At 70.7% G+C, this 18,030-nt stretch carries 14 protein-coding genes and 1 pseudogene; 10 read left to right on the forward strand and 5 right to left on the reverse strand.

What is annotated here, in order from left to right; genetic code table 11:
• The first annotated feature begins 199 nt into the window (after positions 1-199).
• From hmgA to R2B38_RS06655, 3 genes are all read left to right on the forward strand, one after another.
• Positions 200-1,516 (forward strand): homogentisate 1,2-dioxygenase, encoded by a 1,317-nt coding sequence (gene hmgA, locus R2B38_RS06645; RefSeq protein WP_318015386.1) that lies wholly within the window; start codon positions 200-202, stop codon positions 1,514-1,516.
• 93 nt (positions 1,517-1,609) lie between these two features.
• On the forward strand, positions 1,610-2,356 hold the full coding sequence (locus R2B38_RS06650) for a GntR family transcriptional regulator (RefSeq protein ID WP_318015387.1): 747 nt from the start codon (positions 1,610-1,612) through the stop codon (positions 2,354-2,356).
• A 141-nt stretch (positions 2,357-2,497) separates the two neighbouring features.
• Entirely contained in the window at positions 2,498-3,664 is a 1,167-nt protein-coding gene (locus R2B38_RS06655; protein ID WP_318015388.1) for a type ISP restriction/modification enzyme, read from the forward strand.
• An 80-nt stretch (positions 3,665-3,744) separates the two neighbouring features.
• On the opposite strand, the gene R2B38_RS06660 is transcribed toward R2B38_RS06655, so the two are convergent.
• A complete protein-coding gene (locus R2B38_RS06660; RefSeq protein WP_318015389.1) occupies positions 3,745-4,467 on the reverse strand; it encodes a TetR/AcrR family transcriptional regulator in 723 nt (240 codons plus the stop codon).
• 63 nt (positions 4,468-4,530) lie between these two features.
• On the opposite strand from R2B38_RS06660, the gene R2B38_RS06665 reads away from it, so the two are divergent.
• Together R2B38_RS06665 and R2B38_RS06670 are read left to right on the forward strand one after the other, a co-directional pair.
• Positions 4,531-5,499 carry an ATP-binding cassette domain-containing protein gene (locus tag R2B38_RS06665; protein ID WP_318015390.1) on the forward strand — a complete coding sequence of 323 codons (969 nt, stop codon included), beginning with the start codon at positions 4,531-4,533 and terminating at the stop codon, positions 5,497-5,499.
• Complete coding sequence (locus tag R2B38_RS06670; protein WP_318015391.1) at positions 5,496-6,278, forward strand: ABC transporter permease; 783 nt, start codon at positions 5,496-5,498, stop codon at positions 6,276-6,278. Before R2B38_RS06665 ends, R2B38_RS06670 begins: the two co-directional genes overlap by 4 nt.
• A 4-nt stretch (positions 6,279-6,282) precedes the next feature.
• On the opposite strand, the gene R2B38_RS06675 is transcribed toward R2B38_RS06670, so the two are convergent.
• Entirely contained in the window at positions 6,283-7,929 is a 1,647-nt protein-coding gene (locus R2B38_RS06675; RefSeq protein ID WP_318015392.1) for an amidohydrolase, read from the reverse strand.
• Between the two features lie 83 nt (positions 7,930-8,012).
• Between R2B38_RS06675 and R2B38_RS06680 the strand changes: the two genes are divergently transcribed.
• A complete protein-coding gene (locus tag R2B38_RS06680; RefSeq protein ID WP_318015393.1) occupies positions 8,013-9,221 on the forward strand; it encodes a CaiB/BaiF CoA-transferase family protein in 1,209 nt (402 codons plus the stop codon).
• A gap of 42 nt (positions 9,222-9,263) precedes the next feature.
• Here the strand turns inward: R2B38_RS06680 and R2B38_RS06685 are convergent, their stop codons facing one another.
• From R2B38_RS06685 to R2B38_RS06695, 3 genes are all read right to left on the reverse strand, one after another.
• The gene (locus R2B38_RS06685; RefSeq protein ID WP_033286328.1) at positions 9,264-9,530 is read right to left on the reverse strand and encodes a hypothetical protein; all 267 of its coding nucleotides are present in this window, start codon (positions 9,528-9,530) and stop codon (positions 9,264-9,266) included.
• 128 nt (positions 9,531-9,658) lie between these two features.
• A complete protein-coding gene (locus tag R2B38_RS06690) occupies positions 9,659-10,498 on the reverse strand; it encodes an anti-sigma factor (RefSeq protein WP_318015394.1) in 840 nt (279 codons plus the stop codon).
• On the reverse strand, positions 10,495-11,037 hold the full coding sequence (locus tag R2B38_RS06695) for a sigma-70 family RNA polymerase sigma factor (RefSeq protein ID WP_019059221.1): 543 nt from the start codon (positions 11,035-11,037) through the stop codon (positions 10,495-10,497). The genes R2B38_RS06690 and R2B38_RS06695 overlap by 4 nt, the downstream gene beginning before the upstream one ends.
• A gap of 229 nt (positions 11,038-11,266) precedes the next feature.
• Between R2B38_RS06695 and R2B38_RS06700 the strand changes: the two genes are divergently transcribed.
• The 4 genes and pseudogenes from R2B38_RS06700 to R2B38_RS06715 all read left to right on the forward strand — a co-directional run bounded on the left by R2B38_RS06700 (position 11,267) and on the right by R2B38_RS06715 (position 18,030).
• The gene (locus R2B38_RS06700) at positions 11,267-12,808 is read left to right on the forward strand and encodes a DUF4331 domain-containing protein (protein ID WP_318015395.1); all 1,542 of its coding nucleotides are present in this window, start codon (positions 11,267-11,269) and stop codon (positions 12,806-12,808) included.
• Positions 12,809-12,929: 121 nt separating this feature from the next.
• Positions 12,930-14,675: a tetratricopeptide repeat protein gene (locus R2B38_RS06705; protein WP_318015396.1), complete on the forward strand. Its 1,746-nt coding sequence runs from the start codon at positions 12,930-12,932 to the stop codon at positions 14,673-14,675.
• Positions 14,672-16,356: pseudogene (locus R2B38_RS06710) on the forward strand (sulfite exporter TauE/SafE family protein). The gene R2B38_RS06705 and the pseudogene R2B38_RS06710 overlap by 4 nt, the downstream one beginning before the upstream one ends.
• 45 nt (positions 16,357-16,401) lie before the next feature.
• Positions 16,402-18,030: a serine/threonine-protein kinase gene (locus tag R2B38_RS06715; RefSeq protein ID WP_318015397.1), complete on the forward strand. Its 1,629-nt coding sequence runs from the start codon at positions 16,402-16,404 to the stop codon at positions 18,028-18,030.

The raw sequence follows: 18,030 nt of genomic DNA on the forward strand, positions 1-18,030 counted from the left end.
GGAGAGTAGAACACCGGTCCGACAGCCGGATCCCCCTGGAGGCTGGTTCTTGGTCTCCGCGAGTCGGATTTTCCGGCCGCGCCCCTCCCTTTGCTCGCCACGCCCCTCTTCTTTCCGGCCGTACCCCTCCCCGTCCCCTTGCGCCCGCGAAACCGCAATCCTACGGTGATACATAGGAATCAGATCGCAGGGAGCAGGCATGAGCGGGGACGCACGCAAGACCGCCGAGGGGCTGACCTACCTCACCGGTTTCGGCAACGAACACAGCTCGGAGGCGGTGCCGGGCGCCCTGCCCGAGGGCCGCAACGCCCCGCAGCGCGCACCGCTCGGCCTCTACGCCGAGCAGCTCAGCGGTACGGCGTTCACCGAGCCGAGGGCGCACAACCGCCGCTCGTGGCTCTACCGCGTCCGCCCCTCGGCCGCGCACCCCGCGTTCACCCGCACCGACAACGGCTCCCTCCGTACGGCACCCTTCACGGAGTCGGTCCCCGACCCGAACCGCCTGCGCTGGAACCCGCTCCCCGACCCCGCACCCGGCACCGACTTCCTGGCCGGCCTGTGGACCCTGGGCGGCAACGGCGACGCGACCCAGCGCACCGGCATGGCCGTGCACCTCTACCACGCCGACATCTCCATGGACCGGGTCTTCAGCGACGCGGACGGCGAGCTGCTGATCGTCCCCGAGCGCGGCGGGCTGCTGCTGCGCACGGAGTTCGGGCTCCTCCATGTGGAGCCGGGACACGTGGCGTTGATCCCTCGTGGGGTGCGCTTCCGTGTGGAGCTGCTGGATGCGTCAGCCCGCGGATATGTGTGCGAGAACTATGGGGCACCCTTCCAGCTCCCCGACCTCGGCCCGATCGGCGCCAACGGCCTCGCCAACGCACGGGACTTCCGCGCGCCTGTCGCCGCGTACGAGGACGTCGAGGGCCCGGTCGAGGTGGTCAACAAGTTTTGCGGCAACCTCTGGACGGCGACCTACGACCACTCCCCCCTCGACGTCGTCGCCTGGCACGGCAACCATGTGCCGTACGCCTATGACCTGCGCCGGTTCAATGTGCTCGGCTCCATCTCCTACGACCATCCCGACCCGTCGATCTTCACCGTGCTGACGTCCCCGTCGGACACCCCGGGCCTGGCCGGTGTGGACTTCGTGGCCTTCGCGCCGCGCTGGCTGGTGGGCGAGGACACGTTCCGGCCGCCGTACTTCCACCGGAACGTGATGAGCGAGTACATGGGCCTCATCGAGGGCGCCTACGACGCGAAGGCGGAGGGCTTTGTGCCCGGGGGCGGCTCGCTGCACAACATGATGTCGGCGCACGGCCCGGACCGGGAGACCTTCGATCGCGCCAGCTCCGCCGAACTGCGCCCGCAGAAGATCGACGACGGCCTGGCGTTCATGTTCGAGACCCGCTGGCCGGTGACGGCGACGGCACAGGCAGCGCGCGCCGATCACCTCCAGCAGGGCTACGACGGTGTCTGGCAGGGCCTGCAACGGCGCTTCCGCCCCTCGCACTGACCCCGCACCGCCGACCGACACCCCGCACACCGACAATTCCCCACCGGTTTACGGCCCTTGCACTGATCCCTCCCTACCGGTACGGATGGCCCCGTGACCTCCTTCGCCCCGGACTCGATCGTCCTGAACCGCAAGCTGCCGCTCTGGTACCAGGTGTCGCAGTCCCTGCGCGCCTCGATACTCGGCCGCTCGCCCCGGGACCCGCTGCGGCTGCCCACGGAGGAGCAACTCGCGGGGCACTACGGCGTCAGCGTGCTCACCATGCGGCAGGCGCTGAAGGAGCTGGAGGACGAGGGCCTGATCACCCGGCACCGCCGCCGGGGCACGTTCATCGAGCCGGACGTCCAACGGGCCACGCCCGTCCGCCTGTTGGGCTCGGTGGACGCGATCGTCGCCCAGCAGTCCGGCATGACGACCGAACTCCTCGACCACGGCAAGGCATCCGTACCACCCGAACTCACCGACCACTTCCCGGACTTGACCGAGGTGGCGACGTACCACCGCCTCCGCAGCGACGAGAAGACCGGCGAGCCGACGAACCACGCCCGCAACCACATCCGCCCCGAACTGGCCGACCGCCTCGACCTGGACGACCTGATCCGCTGGCCGATGACCAAGGTCCTGCGGGACGTCGTCGGCGCGGACATCAGCCGCATCACGGACACGGTGGAGGCCCGCCTCGCCGACCCGGAGACGGCGCGTCTCCTCCAAGTCCCGCTTCTCAGCCCGATCCTGCACTACACGGGGATCACCTACGACGCCCGGGGCAGGGTGCTGGACGTGGCTGTCATTCACTACCGGGGGGACCGATTCTCCTTCTCGGTCACCCTGGACGCGTGAACGCTCCGCTGGATGCCCGTGCGTCGTCTGCGGGCCCGGTGGGGGCTGGTCGCGCCCACGCGGCGGAGCCGCATATCAGATACAGCCCCGCGCCCCTATGGGGCGCTACAGCCGCCCCGGCTGTTGTAGGCAGGTCGTACGATGCCAGGCGTGACGCACGACGACGCTCCGCTGCTCGCGGACCTGATGCCGTGGTCCGTCGCACCGATCCGGCTCGGCCGGGGGTGGCCGACGGCACCTGACGCGGCAACCCTTAAAGCGCGTTGGGACGCGCTGGTGAAGGCCGAAGTCCCCGACCGGGAAGCCCTGTTCGAGCCGACGCGCTCCCGCACCCTGCACTCGGCGGTGTCCCAACTCCCGGGCCAGCCCAGCGGCACGGAGAAGCTGATCCGGGCCACCGGCCCCTCCCCCGAACCGATCCGCGTCCTGCACGCCCCCTTCGACGAGCAGTGGCTGATCCCCGACCACCGCCTGATCGACGTGGCGCGACCGGAGTTGTGGCGCGTGGCGGACGAACGCCAGATCTTCGTGGTGGAGACACCGGCGGTGACAGGCACCCCCGGCCCGATCCTCCTCGCGTCCACGATCCTCCCCCTGGTCCGCCCGGGCCGCGTCCGCCCCCTCTACCGCCGCCCCGGTGCCGAGGAACCGAACCTGGCCCCGGGCCTACTGCCCCACCTCGCCACCCACCTCGGCCACTCCCCCACCCCGGCGGACGTCCTGGCCTGGACGGTGACGACGGCCCGCCCGGGACCAGCGGTACCACTGACTTCGGACCCCGAACTGTGGTCACGCGGCGTCGAGTTGGGCCACCGCCTCCTCTGGCTGATGCGCCGCAACGGCGACCGCCCCAAACTCCCCGGCGGCCGCCGCCCCTACGTCCGCGCCCCGCTCCCATCCCTCCCGCTCACCCTCCACTACGACCGCGACGAGGAGACCCTCCACCTCGACGAGGGCCGCATCTCCCCGGTACCACCCGAGTCGTGGGACTTCGAGGTGAGCGGCGTACGGGTTCTGGAACAGTGGTTCACGTCCCGGACGGCGGAGGCGGAACCGGGCACGCTGTCGGCGATCCGCCCGACCACGTGGCAACAGACGTGGACGTCGGAGTTGCTGGAGCTGATCACGGTATTGGCGCTACTGGCCGAACTGCGTCCGCAACAGGAGGAGTTGGAGGTGACGAACCAGATCACGGCAACAGAGCTACGCAAGGCGGGCGTCCTACCGGTGGCGGAGGCAGCACGCCGCCCGGCTTCGGTTTTGGACCATCACGAAGAGGGCCCAGAGGGTCAATTCGCGCTGATTTAAGACACGTAGGGGCGCGGGGCTGTATTTGATATGCGGCTCCGCCGCGTGGGCGCGACCAGCCCCAACGCACCCGCACCCGCCTACGAACCGTCCCCCCGCGGCGCAAACGCGTCCAGAACCTTCCCAAGCGCCATATCAAACACCGCGTCCAGATCGATCGGCCCCGGATCCTCCATGAACGCCGCAGCCATCCGCGGATAAGCCCCACCCGCGATCTGACTCCCCAGGTACGCGATCCGCACCGCGTTCTCCTGCTCCTCGGACCACGGCAACGCCCGAGCCCGCTCGGCAGTAGCCAACTCATTGCTCACATACATCGTCACAACTCCGTTGAGCAGCCCGACGAGTTGCATCTTCGTGCCGTACGTCGCGTCGACCGGATCAAGGCAGGCGAGGCAATGCTCCAGATACCGAAGCGCGTTGGGGCTGAACCCGTACACCGGTGACATCAACCGCGGCAGCCACGGATGCCGGTGCATCAACGTCCGCGTCTGATGGGCCACCCGGATCATGTCCGCCCGCCAGTCCCCCGACGGCTCCCACTCCTCGTGCTCACCGCTGACCGCGTCAACCATCAGCTCGTACAGGTCCTCCTTGCGGGGGACGTAGTTGTACAGCGACATCGTCCCGCACCCCAACTCGGCCGCGACATGCCGCATGGAGACCGCGTCCAGCCCCCCGCCGTCGGCGATCCGCACGGCCGCCGCCGCGATGTCCGCGCGGCGGAACGCCGGCTTCGGCCCCCGTCCCGCACGCTCGGGGCGCGCCCAGATCACTTCGGGTACGGCCGCTCGGTCCGCCACTGATCATCACCTCGACCACCATCCTAGTTACGTACACCGTACGTAGTGCGCTATGGTCGACCCATGACTACTACGTACGCTGTACTTAGTGAAGGTCTGGAGAAGCGCTTCGGCGCTGTGCACGCCCTGCGCGGGCTGGACCTGGCGGTGGCGCAGGGCACGGTCTGCGGGGTCCTCGGGCCCAACGGCGCGGGCAAGACCACGGCCGTACGGCTGCTCACCACGCTGCTGCGGCCCGACGCGGGCTCCGCGCGGATCGCCGGGCACGATCTCGTCCGGGAGGCTTCGGCCGTACGGCGCCGGATCGGCGTCACCGGGCAGTACGCGTCGGTCGACGGCGACCTCACCGGCCGGCAGAACCTGCGCCTGTTCGCGCGGCTGCACCGGGTGCGGGGTCCTGCGGAGCGGGCCGCCGAGCTGCTGGACCGCTTCGGCCTCACCGAGTCCGCGGACCGGCCCGCGTCCACCTACTCCGGCGGGATGCGCCGCCGCCTCGACCTCGCGGCGAGTCTCATACGACGCCCCGACGTGCTGTTCCTCGACGAACCGACGACCGGGCTCGACCCGGCCAGCCGGAACCGGATCTGGGACGCCGTACGGGACTTGAAGAGGGAGGGTACGACCGTGCTGCTGACCACGCAGTACCTGGAGGAGGCCGACCAACTCGCCGACGACATCGCCCTGGTGGACCAGGGACGGGTCGCGCACAGCGGTTCACCGGCCCAGCTCAAGGCGCTCATCGGGACGTACGCCGAGGTCGTCGTCGCACACGCTGACGCCCTGGCGAAGGCGGCCGGCGTCCTCGATCGACTCACCGGCGCCGAGCCGTCGTTCGACCACGAGCGCAACGCCGTCGGCGCGGTCACCGGCGACCCGACGCTCACGCTGCCCCGGCTCGTCCGCGAACTCGACGCGGCGGGCGTGCCGTTGCTCGACGCGAGCATGCGACCGCCGACCCTCGACGACGTGTTCCTCCGCCTCACCGACACGGAACGGGGCACCCCCACCGACATCGAGGAGCGTGCCGCATGAGCACCCTGGCGTACGACGGCACCGCGATGCTCGGCCGGCAGTTGCGCCGGGTGCGGAACAATCCGGCGCTGGTGATCCTCACCCAGACCATGCCGATCACGATGCTGCTGTTCTTCGGGTACGTCTTCGGCAGCGCGCTCGCGATGCCGGGCGACGCGTACCGCTCCTATCTCGTCCCCGGGCTGCTGGTCGCGACCGCCGCCAACGGGATCATGACGGGCATGTTCCAGGCCGCCCAGGACTCGCACCGGGGCGTGACGGACCGCTTCCGCACCCTGCCGATGAGCAGGGCGGCCGTACCGCTCGGGCAGGCGTCCGCCGACCTGGTCGTCACGGCGGCCGGTACCGTGCCGTTCCTGCTGGTCGGCCTCGCGGTGGGCTGGCGGATCGAGGGGTCGGCACTCCAGGCGGCCGCCGCTGTGGGCCTGTTGCTGCTGTTCCGGTTCGCCTGCGCGTGGGTCGGCATCCTGCTCGGGCTGGCCTCGCGCAGTGAGGAGGCGGCCGGTCAGCTCGGCAGCGCGACCTTCATGCTGCCGCTGCTGTCCAACGCGTACATCCCGACCGACCGGCTGCCGGGCTGGCTGCGCACGCTGGCCGAGTGGAACCCGATCAGCGCGGTGACGACGGCCCTGCGGTACCTGTTCGGCAACTCCCCCGTCCCCGAGGGCGCCGCCTGGCCCGTGGCCCATCCGATCGCCGGGTCGCTCGCGTGGTGCGCCGCGCTAATCGCGGTGTTCGCCCCGCTCGCCGTGCACCGGTACGCACACGGCGAGCAGTGAACCGCTACCGCTGAGGCGGCAGTTCGGGCCCCAAGGACGAGAACTTCTCCTGGGACACAACCCGTTGGGGCGGCCAGGTGATGTTGGCCGGTGGCCAGGTCTGGCCCGTCCGCTCCAGGAACCACTCCGGGGGTTCGTACATGGGCGGTTCGTAGCCGTCGGGCAGCGCCGTCCGCCATTCGACGCCCTCCGTGCGTTCCTCGAACTCGGCCTTGATCGCCCTGAGTTGTTCCGGCTGGGTGAGTAGGTCGATCGCCGTCGCCGCGAGATACCGGGCGGCGGCGATGACGGTTGCCTGGCCGGGTGCCGCCGCCGCGCAGGACGTGAGGGCCCAGGTGTGCAGCTTGGCGCCGATCGGGGCCAGGGCGGCGCCCATGGAGACGGTCGGGACGTTCCAGCTGATGTCGGCGACGTCCGTCGAGCCGCCGCCGAGGAACACGGGGTTGGGCGGGGTGAGTTCGGCGATCTCGGCGTGCAGGCCCTGCTGCGGCAGGCCGAGGGACTCCTGCAGGTCCCGCGCCAACTGTTGTGCCTCCTCGGTGAATTCGGGTGGACCGAGCCGCCGCATGTTGTCGTACATCAGCTCCGCGAAGGCCCTGGAGGGGAGTTGGTTCCAGCACGCGGCGGTGATGCGGTGCTGGACCGACGTCTGCGAGGCCTTCGCCGCCGCCTCGGAGACGGCGATCACCTTGTCGAGGAGGACCTGGACGCGGGCGGGGCTGCCCTCGCGGACGTAGTAACTGATCTCGGCGATCTCGGGGGTGACGTTCGGGACGTCACCCCCGTTGTTGATCACCCAGTGGAGGCGTCCGCTCGGCGCCACGCTCTCCTCACGGAGGAACTCGGAGAGGGTCGCCATCATCACGGCCGCGTCCAACGCGCTCTTGTTTCCCAGGGGATGGCCGCCGTGACCGGCCACGCCCAGGAAGGTGAAGGTCACCGCCGTCATCGCGGTGCTGCTTTTCCAGCCGGTGGCGTTGGAGGTCGAGGGGTGCCAGTCGAGGAAGGCGTCGAGGCCGTCGTAGACGCCCTGGCTGACCGCGTAGGTCTTGCCGATCAGGTTCTCCTCGGCGGTCGAGCCGAAGAAGCGGACGGTGACGGGGAGTTGGTGCCGTTGCGCGGCCTGCGCCACGGCCGCCGCGGCCGCTGCCGCCGCCGTACCGAGGGCGCAGTGGCCGCAGCCGTGCCCGGGGCCGTAGCCGGGCGCGAAGGGGTCGTGTACGTACTCGCGCGGGTCGTGGTGGCCGACGCCGCTGTGCTGGGAGAGGCCGGGCAGGGCGTCGTACTCGCCGCTGAAGCCGAGGACCGGGCCGCCGGTGCCGTGGGAGAAGGTCGCGGTGAACGCCGTGGGAAAGCCTGCCGTGCCGAACTCGACCTGGAATCCGGCCTGTTCGAGGAACGCGGCCACGGCGAGCGACGACTCCCACTCGCGCAGGCTGAGTTCGGCGTACTCCCAGATCTCGGCGTTGAGGCCGGTGATGCGGTCCGTGTGGTCGGCGATCCAGTCCAGCGCGGTCGTCTTGGCGGGGCTGTCCCGGGCGAGGCCCGTGGGTGGGACGTAGGTGGGCGCCGTGATGTGGGCGGAGGCCGCCATCACCGGGTCGGTGGCGGTCGTCGTCTCGTGTTCGTGCTGGTCGTGGGGTTCACACACGGGCGCCTCCGGGAGCGGCGAGGATCGGTGCATCAGCCATACGCATCATGCTCCCCACATGACAAAGGTGTCAGACGCGGGACATGATCCCCGGCATGGAGCCCTTGCCGCTGCCCCTGGAGGGCATCACCGTCGTCGCCGTCGAACAGGCCGTCGCCGCCCCCTTCGCCACCCGGCAGCTCGCCGATCTCGGCGCCCGGGTGATCAAGGTCGAGCGGATCGACGGGGGTGACTTCGCACGCGGTTACGACACCGCGGCGGGCGGTCTGGCCTCGCACTTCGTGTGGTGCAACCGGGGCAAGGAGTCCATCGCGCTGGATCTGAAGGACCCGCGCGGGGTCGACGTCGTCCGTCAACTCATCGCCGGCGCCGACGTGTTCGTGCAGAACCTCGCGCACGGAGCCGCCGCCCGGCTCGGACTCGACGCGGCCTCGCTGTGCGCCGCGCATCCGCGGCTGGTCGCCGTGGACATCTCCGGGTACGGGCCGAGCGGACCGTACGCCGACAAGCGGGCCTACGACATGCTCGTGCAGTGTGAGGCGGGGCTGGTGTCGGTGACCGGGACGCCGGAGCAGCCCGTGAAGGCGGGGATCCCGGCCGCCGACATCGCGGCGGCCATGTACGCCTTCTCCGGCGTGCTCGCGGCGCTCGTGCGCCGGGGTGTGAGCGGGCGCGGTGGGCCGGTGGAGGTGTCGATGCTGGACGCGCTCGCGGAGTGGATGGGGCATCCCCTGCACCACGCGATGCACGGGGGAACTCCCCCGGCGCGCACGGGACTTGCGCACGCCGTCATCGCGCCGTACGACGCCTATCGCACGGCGGACGGCGGGCGGGTGCTGCTGTCGGTGCAGAACGACCGGGAGTGGCGGCGGCTGGCCGAACAGGTCGTCCGGCGGCCGGAGTTGGGGACCGATCCCGACTTCGCCACGAACGCGGCGCGGGTGGTGAACAGGGAGCGCACCGACGCCCTCGTCGGCGAGGCGCTGGGTGGGCTCGGTGCCGACGAGGCCGTGGGGCTGCTGGAGCGCGCCGGCGTGGCCTGCGCGCGGCTCAGGGACGTACAACAGCTGGCGGAGCACCCGCAGTTGGCGGCCCGGGAGCGGTGGCGGGAGGTGGGTTCGCCGGTCGGGCCGCTGCGGGCGCTGCTGCCGCCCATCACCTTGCCGGGCGGAGGCGAGGCGCGGATGGGCGACGTGCCCGCGCTCGGGGAGCACACCGTGGCGCTGCTGCGTGCCGTGGGGATGGCGGACGTAGAGATCGCAGCACTGCGCCGGGACGGCGTGGTCGCCTGAGCGCGGGCCCCCGGGAACTCCCCGGGGACGCCGAGGAGTTGCTCAGCGCCCGCCGAACAGCGAGCGGCGCAGCCTGCGCAGTGGCGCGAAGAGCTTGACGCGGCTCACTCGGGTACCTGTGGCGCTGCGTTCCTGCGTGGTGTCACGCGAGGTCAGCTCACGCATCAGCGAGGTCGCCTCGGCCGTCTCGCGCTGCGGGACGACAGGGCCGCCCAGCACCGAGAGATGGCGGTCGAGGCGCGAACTGGTCGCGCTGCTCCCGCACGTGATCGCAGGGACCCTTGCCCTGCTGCGTACTATCTGTTCCATGTCACTCCCCACCCGCGTACGACTCCACCCGGCCCGGGCAGGGTAACCCTATCGCCCCAACCGAGCACTCGTGTATCGAGGTCTCGGGATTCACCTTCCCCGTAAGGGTGTTGACGACCCCTCCTTGATTACTCTCCGAATCCGACCGATTTCAGGGCGAGTTGGACAACTGGCTGAGTTGTGGGCTGCGCTGAGCCTCCGTCGGGCTCGACGGTCACTGCGAGTGATGTTGCGGTTTTGTCGAGTCCGGTGGCGACCAAGGGCGTGTCGTCCTTGAAGAGCCCGAGGGAGCGCGGTTGCACATCGGGGCGCATCAGCCACAGTTGATGCACTCGCCCGCTCGGCAGCGCGCCGTATCCGCTCAGGGTGACGACCGCGCGCCCCTCGGAGGCGGAGGCGATCACGCCGATGCTCCGGCCCGCGGTGTCCGCGCCGGTCGTCGCACGGGCGTCGGGAGCTGCGAGAACGTGTGCGATCTCACGCGACTGCGCCTGCGCGGCGTCCAGCTTGTCCTGTGTCTTGTTCGCCTGCACGGCGAAGAGCGAGGCCACGACGAGGGCGGCGGTGGCCGTCGCGGTGGCGAACGGCACGAAGAACGGGCGGCGTTGGGGCACGCGGGCGCGCGACGCCTGCGGCTGTGTGCCCCACACATGGGCCGGCAGCCGGGGTGTGTACTCCCGCGCCTGTGGTTCCCGCACATGTTCCCGAAGGGGTCCGGGCTCCTGCGGGGTCTGCCGTACGGCGGCCAGCACGCGGTCGCGCATGGCGAGCGGTGGCTGGGCCACCGTGGACCAGGCGAGGCGGACCGCATCCTCGGACATGGCCCGCACCTCCTCGGCGCAGCGGTCGCAGCCCCTGAGGTGTTTCTCGAACTGGCGGCGCTCACCGGGTTCCAGGGCGTCCAGGGCGTAGGGGGCCGCGAGCGAGTGGACGTCCCCCCGGCCGAACAGTCGGGCGAGAACGCTCATGCGACACCTCCCAGGCAGTCGCGCAGCCGGGTGAGTCCGTCACGCATGCGGGTCTTGACCGTGCCCAGCGGCAGCGAGAGCCGCTCGGCCACTTCACGGTACGTATAGCCGTCGTAATAGGCGAGGGTGACGGACTGCCGTTGCAGCGCCGTGAGGCGGTCCAGGCAGCGGCGCACCAACTGCCGTTCCAGGCCTGCCTCGACCTCCTCGGTCACCTGGTCGAAGGCGGGGTGGTGGGAGCGGCGGGCCTCGCGCTGCTCGCGTTCGCCGGCCGCGCGGGCGCTGCGCACCCGGTCGACGGCCCGGCGGTGGGCGAGGGTGAGCACCCAGGACAGGGCGCTGCCCCGGCCGGGGTCGAAGCGGGCGGCGGACCGCCACATCTCCAACAGCACCTCCTGGGACACCTCCTCGGACTGCGCCGGGTCGCGCACCACCCGGCGCACCAGTCCGAACACCGGCCCGGACACCAGTCCGTACAGCTCCTCGAAGGCCCGTTGATCACCTGCCGCGACCTGCACCAGGAGCTCGTCGGCCTCCACCCGTCCCCCACTCTTCGACCGCACGCGGCCCATCCCCTCATCACATCCCGTCACACGAGGCGTTCGTAGCGAACACCTCTACGGATGGGTTACGGATCAGAGCGCCCAAAACGCGGGTCAAGGGACGGATTGGAAGGCGCCAAAAAAACTTTTCAGGTTTGACCAATCCGCCCCGGCACCTGCTCCGAATCCTCGTGCGTCAGGCAAGTTGGCACTGAGGACGGACGGCATGACACCTATCTCCAGGAGCGGTGCGGGGCGCAGGAACATCGCGGCCCTCATATGCGGCGCGCTGGCCGCTGGCGGGCTCGCGGCCGCCGGTGTGGCCGCGCTGGAACCGGGAGTGGCCGCGGCCTCCTCCCACCGGGAGGCTCCCCTGATCTCGGGGACCCCGCAGTACGACAACACGGACCTGTACGCGTTCGTCAGCCCGGACAAGCCGGACACCACGACGATCGTGGCGAACTGGATCCCGTTCGAGGAGCCCGCCGGCGGCCCGAACTTCTACCAGTTCGCGGACGACGCCCAGTACGACCTGCACATCGACAACAACGGTGACGCGCTGGACGACTTCATCTTCCGCTACACCTTCAGCACGCAGATCAAGAACAAGAAGACGTTCCTCTACAACACGGGTCCGGTCACCAGCCTCACCGACCCCGACCTCAACATCACGCAGTCGTACGACGTCGAGCTCATCAAGCTGAAGAAGGGCAAGGCGGTCTACAAGACGAAGATCGCCGACGACATCCCGGCGGCGCCCTCGGACGTCGGCGACGCGTCGATGCCGGACTACGCCAAGCTGCGTTCGCAGGCGATCTACAAGACGACCAACGGCGGCGCGACCTTCGCGGGCCAGGCCGACGACCCGTTCTTCGCGGACCTGCGCGTCTTCGACCTGCTCTACGGCGGCAACCTGAGCGAGGTCGGCAACGACACCCTCAAGGGCTACAACGTCAACACGATCGCCCTCCAGGTGCCGAACGACCTGATCCGGCAGTCCAAGTCCCGCCCGACCGTGGGTATTTACTCCACGACCCAGCGCAAGAACGCGCAGGGGTACTACACGCAGGTCTCGCGGCTGGGCAACCCGTTGGTCAACGAGGTCGTCAACCCGCAGAAGGACAAGGACAAGTTCAACGCGTCCGAGCCCAAGGACGACGCGCAGTTCCTGAAGAACGTGACCGAGCCCGAGATCCCGAAGCTCATCGAGTCGATCTACAAGATCAAGGCGCCGAGCGAGCCGCGCAACGACCTCGTCAGCGTGTTCCTCACGGGCGTCAAGGGCCTCAACACCGAGCAGCCGTACGCGAAGCCCTCGGAGATGCTGCGCCTGAACACTTCGATCAAGCCGGCCGCGCACCCCAAGCGCCTCGGTGTCCTCGACGGCGACAACGCGGGCTTCCCGAACGGCCGTCGGCTCACCGACGACGTGATCGACTCCGCGCTCCAGGTCATGGAGGGTGAACTCGTCGGTTCCAAGAACGACTTGGGCGACGCGGTCGACAAGAACGACAAGGGCTTCGAGAAGTACTTCCCGTACGTCGCCGAGCCCACCTCGGGTTCCCGCGGCCCGCTCGCCAAGGGCACGACCAGCGGCAGCGACGTCAAGAACCAGCTGGGCGACGCGTTGCAGCCGGCGGGATCCTCCTCCGACAGCAACAACATGATGCTGATGGTCGCCTCGGCGGCCTCCGGTGTCGCCGGTGTCCTGCTGATCGGCGCGGCCGTCGCGTGGTGGCGCCGCCGGATGACCCACCGCCCGTACTAAACCCCCCGACTGGCGCGGCCCGCACTTCACCTTCCCCCACGGTGCGGGCCGCGCCACCCCCACGCACCAACACCCCCCGGCAGCACGGCAGTTGAACCACCCCAGGCGATGGAGGAACGGCATGGCCCCGCGCGAGAACGACGACAAGCCGACGGAGGACGAGCAGCCGGCGGCGACCCAGCGGGAGTGGGAGCGGCTGTGGGAACAGGGCGACGACTCGGGGGGCGAGGACGGGGGCAGCACGAAGGAGGACGCCGGGCCGGAGGGTGAGCGGGACGCGGACACGGACACCGCCGCGGACTCCACCGAGCCGACCCCCACGGTCGACGACGCGGACCAGGCATCAACTCCCGCGCAAGACAGCGCAGATGAGCCGGGCCACTCTCACAGTCACGGCCCCGACCACGACCACGACCATGACCATCATCACGATCACGATCACGATCACGCCGATGGATCCACCGCCCCCCACAGCCACACACACCCCCACCCCCGCGTAGACGACGACCGCGTCGCCGCCGTCCGCCGAGTAGCCGCCGCGGGCCGCCGCTGGAGGAATGTCCAACTCGCCGGGTGTGCCGCCCTGCTGGCCGTCGCGATGACCGCCGGGGCGATCGCCATCGGCGCGGCGAAGGACAGCGGGGCCACCGCTGTCGCCGCCTCCAGTGCCGTGTCGCCGGAGCTGCTCGCCAGCGGGAGTCTGGACGCGAGTATCGCCTCGTTGCAGGCTCATCTGCGCACGCAGCCCAAGGACTTCGACGGGTGGGCGACGCTCGGGCTCGCGTATGTGGAGCAGGCGCGGACGAAGGGTGACCCGTCCCGGTACCCGCAGGCGCAGGCCGCGTTGCAGCGGTCGTTGAAGATCTCGCCCAACAACGAGAACGCCCTGGAGGGCCGCGCCGCCCTCGCCGCCGCCCGACACGAGTTCGCGCAGGCGCTGACCTACGCGGACCAGGTGCTGAAGGAGAACCCGTACAGCGAACGCGCCCTGTGCTCGCGGATCGACGCCCTCGTCGAACTCGGCCGCTACGCCGACGCGGAGAAGGCCGCCGACCTCGCGGACGCCCGCAAGCCCGGCGTCCCGGTCTTCACCCGCTACGCGTACGTGCACGAGCTGCGCGGTGACGTCACCACGGCCCGCAAGGTCCTGGAACAGGCGCTCGCGGCCGCCACCTCCCCCGGCGACATCTCGTACGTGGCCGGCACGCTCGGCCAACTCGCCTGGAACCAGGGCGACTACAAGACCGCCCTGACCGACTACGGCCGCGCGCTCGCCGCCGACGAGAACTACCTCCCCGCCCTGGAGGGCCGCGCCCGCGCCCAGGCCGCCCTGGGCGACCGCGCCGAGGCCATCAAGGGCATGGAGCTGGTCGTCTCCCGCTACCCGCTGCCCCAACCCCTCGTGGAACTGGGCGAGTTGTACGAGAGCCGGGGCGCCGCGGGCGACAAGGCCAAGGCCGAGGACCAGTACGCCCTCGTCGACGCCTGGATCGCGCTGGCCCGCGCCAACGGCGTCAACGCCGACCTCGACACCGCGCTCGCCGCCGCCGACCACGGCAACGTCAAGTCCGCCCTGAAGGCCGCCCGCGCCGAATGGGCCCGCCGCCACACCGTGCACACCGCGGACGCCCTCGCCTGGGCCCTGCACGTCAACGGCCTCGACAAGGAGGCCCTCCCCTACGCCCGCCGGGCCACGGCCACGAACTACCACAACGCCTCGTTCATCTACCACCTCGGCATGATCGAACTCGCCACCGGCCACAAGGCCGACGGCCGCGCCCACCTGGCCAAGGCCCTGAAGCTGAACCCGGGCTTCTCGCCGCTGGGCGCGAGCAAGGCCCGTAAGGCGTTGGAGGCGACCAAGTGACACCGGTCCGCCGCCTGTTGGCCTCCGCGGCGGCCGTCCTCACGGCCGCCGGCGCGCTCCTGCTGGTCCCCACGGCCACCGCGAGCGCGCACCCCCTCGGCAACTTCACCGTCAACCGCTACGACGGTCTCGTCGTCGCCCCCGGCAAGCTTCGCGTCACCCACATCGAGGACCTCGCCGAGATCCCGGCCACCCAGGTCAAGCCGGAGATCAAGCAGTTGGGCATGACCGAGTGGGCCCGGCAGCGCTGCGACAAGGCCGCAGCGGGCAGCAAGGTCACCGTCGACGGCCGTACGGTCGCGCTCACACCCGGTTCCAGTACCGCGCGGCTGCGGCCGGGACAGGCCGGGCTCAACACCCTGCGCGTGGAGTGCGGTTCGACCGCGGCGCTGCCCAAGGGCAGGACGGTCACCCTCGGTTTCCACAGCGCGGGGCTGACCACCGGCCCCGGCTGGCGGGAGATCACCGCGCGCGCCGACCGGATGACGCTCACGAAGTCGGACGTGGCGACGAAGTCGAACTCGCACGAACTCACCAGCTACCCCAAGGACCTGCTCTCCTCCCCCGACGACACCACGAGCGTGTCCCTGCACGCGCGCCCCGGCGGCCCGGCGCTCACCGACGCCGACCAGTCCACGTCGGAACCGCCCGCCGCCTCCGTGCTGCCGCGCGGTGCCGACCGCTGGACGGAGGCTCTGAACAACCTGGTGGCCCGCCACCACCTCACCGTCGGATTCGCCGCGCTCGCCCTGCTCATCGCGATCGCCCTGGGCGCGATGCACGCGCTCGCGCCCGGCCACGGCAAGACCCTGATGGCGGCCACGGCTGCCGCGCGGGGCGGCCGCGCCCGCCTCAAGGACGTCCTCCCGCTCGCCGCCTCAGTCACCGTCACCCACACCCTCGGCGTGGTCGCCCTGGGCCTGTTGGTCACGGCCGGTTCGGCCGCGACCCCCTCGGTGATCGCCTGGCTGGGCATCGCGAGCGGCGTCCTGGTCCTCTTCGCCGGCGCCAACCTCGTACGCCGCGCCTGGCGCAACCGCCCACGCCCCCAGGCCACTTCACACCCCCACCCGCATCCCCATCCCCACGACCACGGGCACGAGACCGCCAAGGCCCCGAGCGCGCCCTGGTCCTCGTCTCCGCGCACGCCGAGGCCGGGTCCACCCACAGCGAGGCACACCCGCAGCCACACCCGCACAGCCACGACGACGACCACGCCCACAGTCACGATCACGACCACGGCCATGACCACCCCCACGACCATGGCCACACGCACGACCACGACCACGCCGTAGAACACACGCACGGCGGCTTCACCCACACGCACGAGACCGCCCCGACCGTCCGCGGCACGATCCTGCTCGGCTTCGCCGGCGGGCTCGTGCCGAGTCCGTCCGCCGTGGTCGTTCTCGTGGGGGCCGCGGCGCTCGGTCAGGCGTGGTTCGGGCTGCTGCTCGTCGTCGCGTACGGCGTCGGGCTCGCCCTCACCCTCACCGCCGCCGGATTCGCCGTCGTCAAGCTGGGTACAGGGATGAACCGAGTGCTGGACCGGCGCCCCCGCTGGACCACCAGCCCCATGGCGTTCCTGGTCCGCCGGACCCTGCCGTTGGGATCGGCGCTCGTCGTCGTGGCCCTCGGGGTCGGACTGGTGCTCAAGGGGGCGGCATCAGCGCTCGGCTGAGTTACGTTTGGCGAGAATTCGCCCGGCTGCGAATGGGGGGAGCCCATGTCCGAAGATCCGGGCACTGAACGTGTGATCGCGGGCCGCTACCGGCTCCTGTCCCCCCTCGGTGAGGGCGGGATGGGCACGGTGTGGCGGGCCCGCGACGAGGTGCTGCAACGCGAGGTCGCCGTCAAGGAGGTGCGCGCGCCCGGCGGACTGGCGTCCGACGACGTCGAGCGGATGTACGCCCGGCTTGAGCGCGAGGCGTGGGCGGCTGCGCGGGTCGCCAACCGCAACGTGGTGACGGTGTACGACGTGGCGACGGAGGACGGCCGCCCCTGGATCGTCATGGAGCTGGTGCGGGGCATGTCCCTGGCCGATCTCCTGGACGCCGAGGGGCCGTTGACACCGCAGCGGACCGCGCACATCGGTGCCGAGGTGCTGGCCGCGCTGCGGGCCGCGCACGACGCCGGGGTGCTGCACCGGGACGTGAAACCGGCCAACGTGCTGATCTCGAACGACGACCGGGTCGTCCTGACCGACTTCGGTATCGCGATGGTCGAGGGCAGTTCGGCGCTCACCATGACCGGCGAGGTCATCGGGTCGCCCGAATTCCTGGCCCCGGAGCGGGCGTTGGGCCGGACGCCCGGTCCCGAGTCCGATCTGTGGGCGCTCGGCGTGCTGCTGTACGCGGCGGTCGAGGGGCACTCGCCGTTCCGTCAGAACACCCCGCTGAGCACCCTGCGGGCCATCGTCGACGAGGAGTTGCCGACCCCGCGGCTGGCGGGGCCGCTCACCCCGGTCATCGAGGGGCTGCTGCGCAAGGACCCGGCCGAGCGGATGTCCGCCCAGCAGGCGGAGCAGGATCTGCGGCTGGTCGCGGCGGGCGGTACGCCGCACGCGTACACCGCGCCGACGACGCCGTACTCGCCGACGATGGCGGGGTATCCGCAGGACGGCTACTCCCAGCAGGACTCGCGGACGCCGCCGCAGCCGGTGCAGGGCTTCGGGCCACCGCCCGACTCCTACTCGACGCCGACGGCCGCGGACGAACCGCACCGCAACCGGCGCGCGGCCGTCGTGCTGGTCGCGGGGCTGGTCGCGCTGGCGCTGGCGATCGGCGGACTGACGTACACGCTGATCAACCGGAACAACGGCGGGAACGCGAACGAGGGCCAGGGCGCGAGCAGCACCCCCAAGAGCCAGCCCTCGGACGGGACTTCGCCCAGTGCGAGCAGCAAGTCCACGGCGCCGAGCGACACTCCGAGCCCGAGCAGCAGCAAGTCGTCCTCGGCGCCGCAGTCGGTGAAGGCGACGGTGGAGGGCGCCAACACCGAGTACTCCGGCAGCTGTCCGCCGCCGAACACGAAGGCGCCGACCTTCACGGCCAGCATCACGGTGGGCAAGCTGCCCGCGGAGGTGTCCTACCGGTGGGTTACGAAGACCGGTTCGGTCTCCAACCCGGGCTGGAAGACGCTGTCGTTCCCCTCGGGCGGCGGGAAGACCAAGCAGGACCGGGTGTTCCTCACGACGTACTCGAACAGCGGGACGTTCAAGAACGAGATCAGCGTCGAGATCCGCAGCCCGGTGAACGGGGAGTCCAACTCCGTGCCGTTCTCGGTGACTTGCGTGGCGGAGACCCCGTCGGACGGGGCCTCCGCGTCGGACTCGGCAACGCCCTCTGACGGCTAG

Origin of the sequence: Streptomyces sp. N50 (assembly GCF_033335955.1) — a bacterium.
In the GTDB taxonomy this organism is placed as follows: domain Bacteria; phylum Actinomycetota; class Actinomycetes; order Streptomycetales; family Streptomycetaceae; genus Streptomyces.

Excerpts from the sequence above, each read along its gene's own strand:
- R2B38_RS06670 (WP_318015391.1), top strand. The coding sequence starts at position 5,496 with ATGAGCACCCTGGCGTACGACGGCACCGCGATGCTCGGCCGGCAGTTG.
- R2B38_RS06700 (WP_318015395.1), top strand. The coding sequence starts at position 11,267 with ATGACACCTATCTCCAGGAGCGGTGCGGGGCGCAGGAACATCGCGGCC.
- R2B38_RS06665 (WP_318015390.1), top strand. The coding sequence starts at position 4,531 with ATGACTACTACGTACGCTGTACTTAGTGAAGGTCTGGAGAAGCGCTTC.
- R2B38_RS06715 (WP_318015397.1), top strand. The coding sequence starts at position 16,402 with ATGTCCGAAGATCCGGGCACTGAACGTGTGATCGCGGGCCGCTACCGG.
- hmgA (WP_318015386.1), top strand. The coding sequence starts at position 200 with ATGAGCGGGGACGCACGCAAGACCGCCGAGGGGCTGACCTACCTCACC.
- R2B38_RS06655 (WP_318015388.1), top strand. The coding sequence starts at position 2,498 with ATGCCAGGCGTGACGCACGACGACGCTCCGCTGCTCGCGGACCTGATG.
- R2B38_RS06685 (WP_033286328.1), bottom strand. The coding sequence starts at position 9,530 with ATGGAACAGATAGTACGCAGCAGGGCAAGGGTCCCTGCGATCACGTGC.
- R2B38_RS06690 (WP_318015394.1), bottom strand. The coding sequence starts at position 10,498 with ATGAGCGTTCTCGCCCGACTGTTCGGCCGGGGGGACGTCCACTCGCTC.
- R2B38_RS06705 (WP_318015396.1), top strand. The coding sequence starts at position 12,930 with ATGGCCCCGCGCGAGAACGACGACAAGCCGACGGAGGACGAGCAGCCG.
- R2B38_RS06680 (WP_318015393.1), top strand. The coding sequence starts at position 8,013 with ATGATCCCCGGCATGGAGCCCTTGCCGCTGCCCCTGGAGGGCATCACC.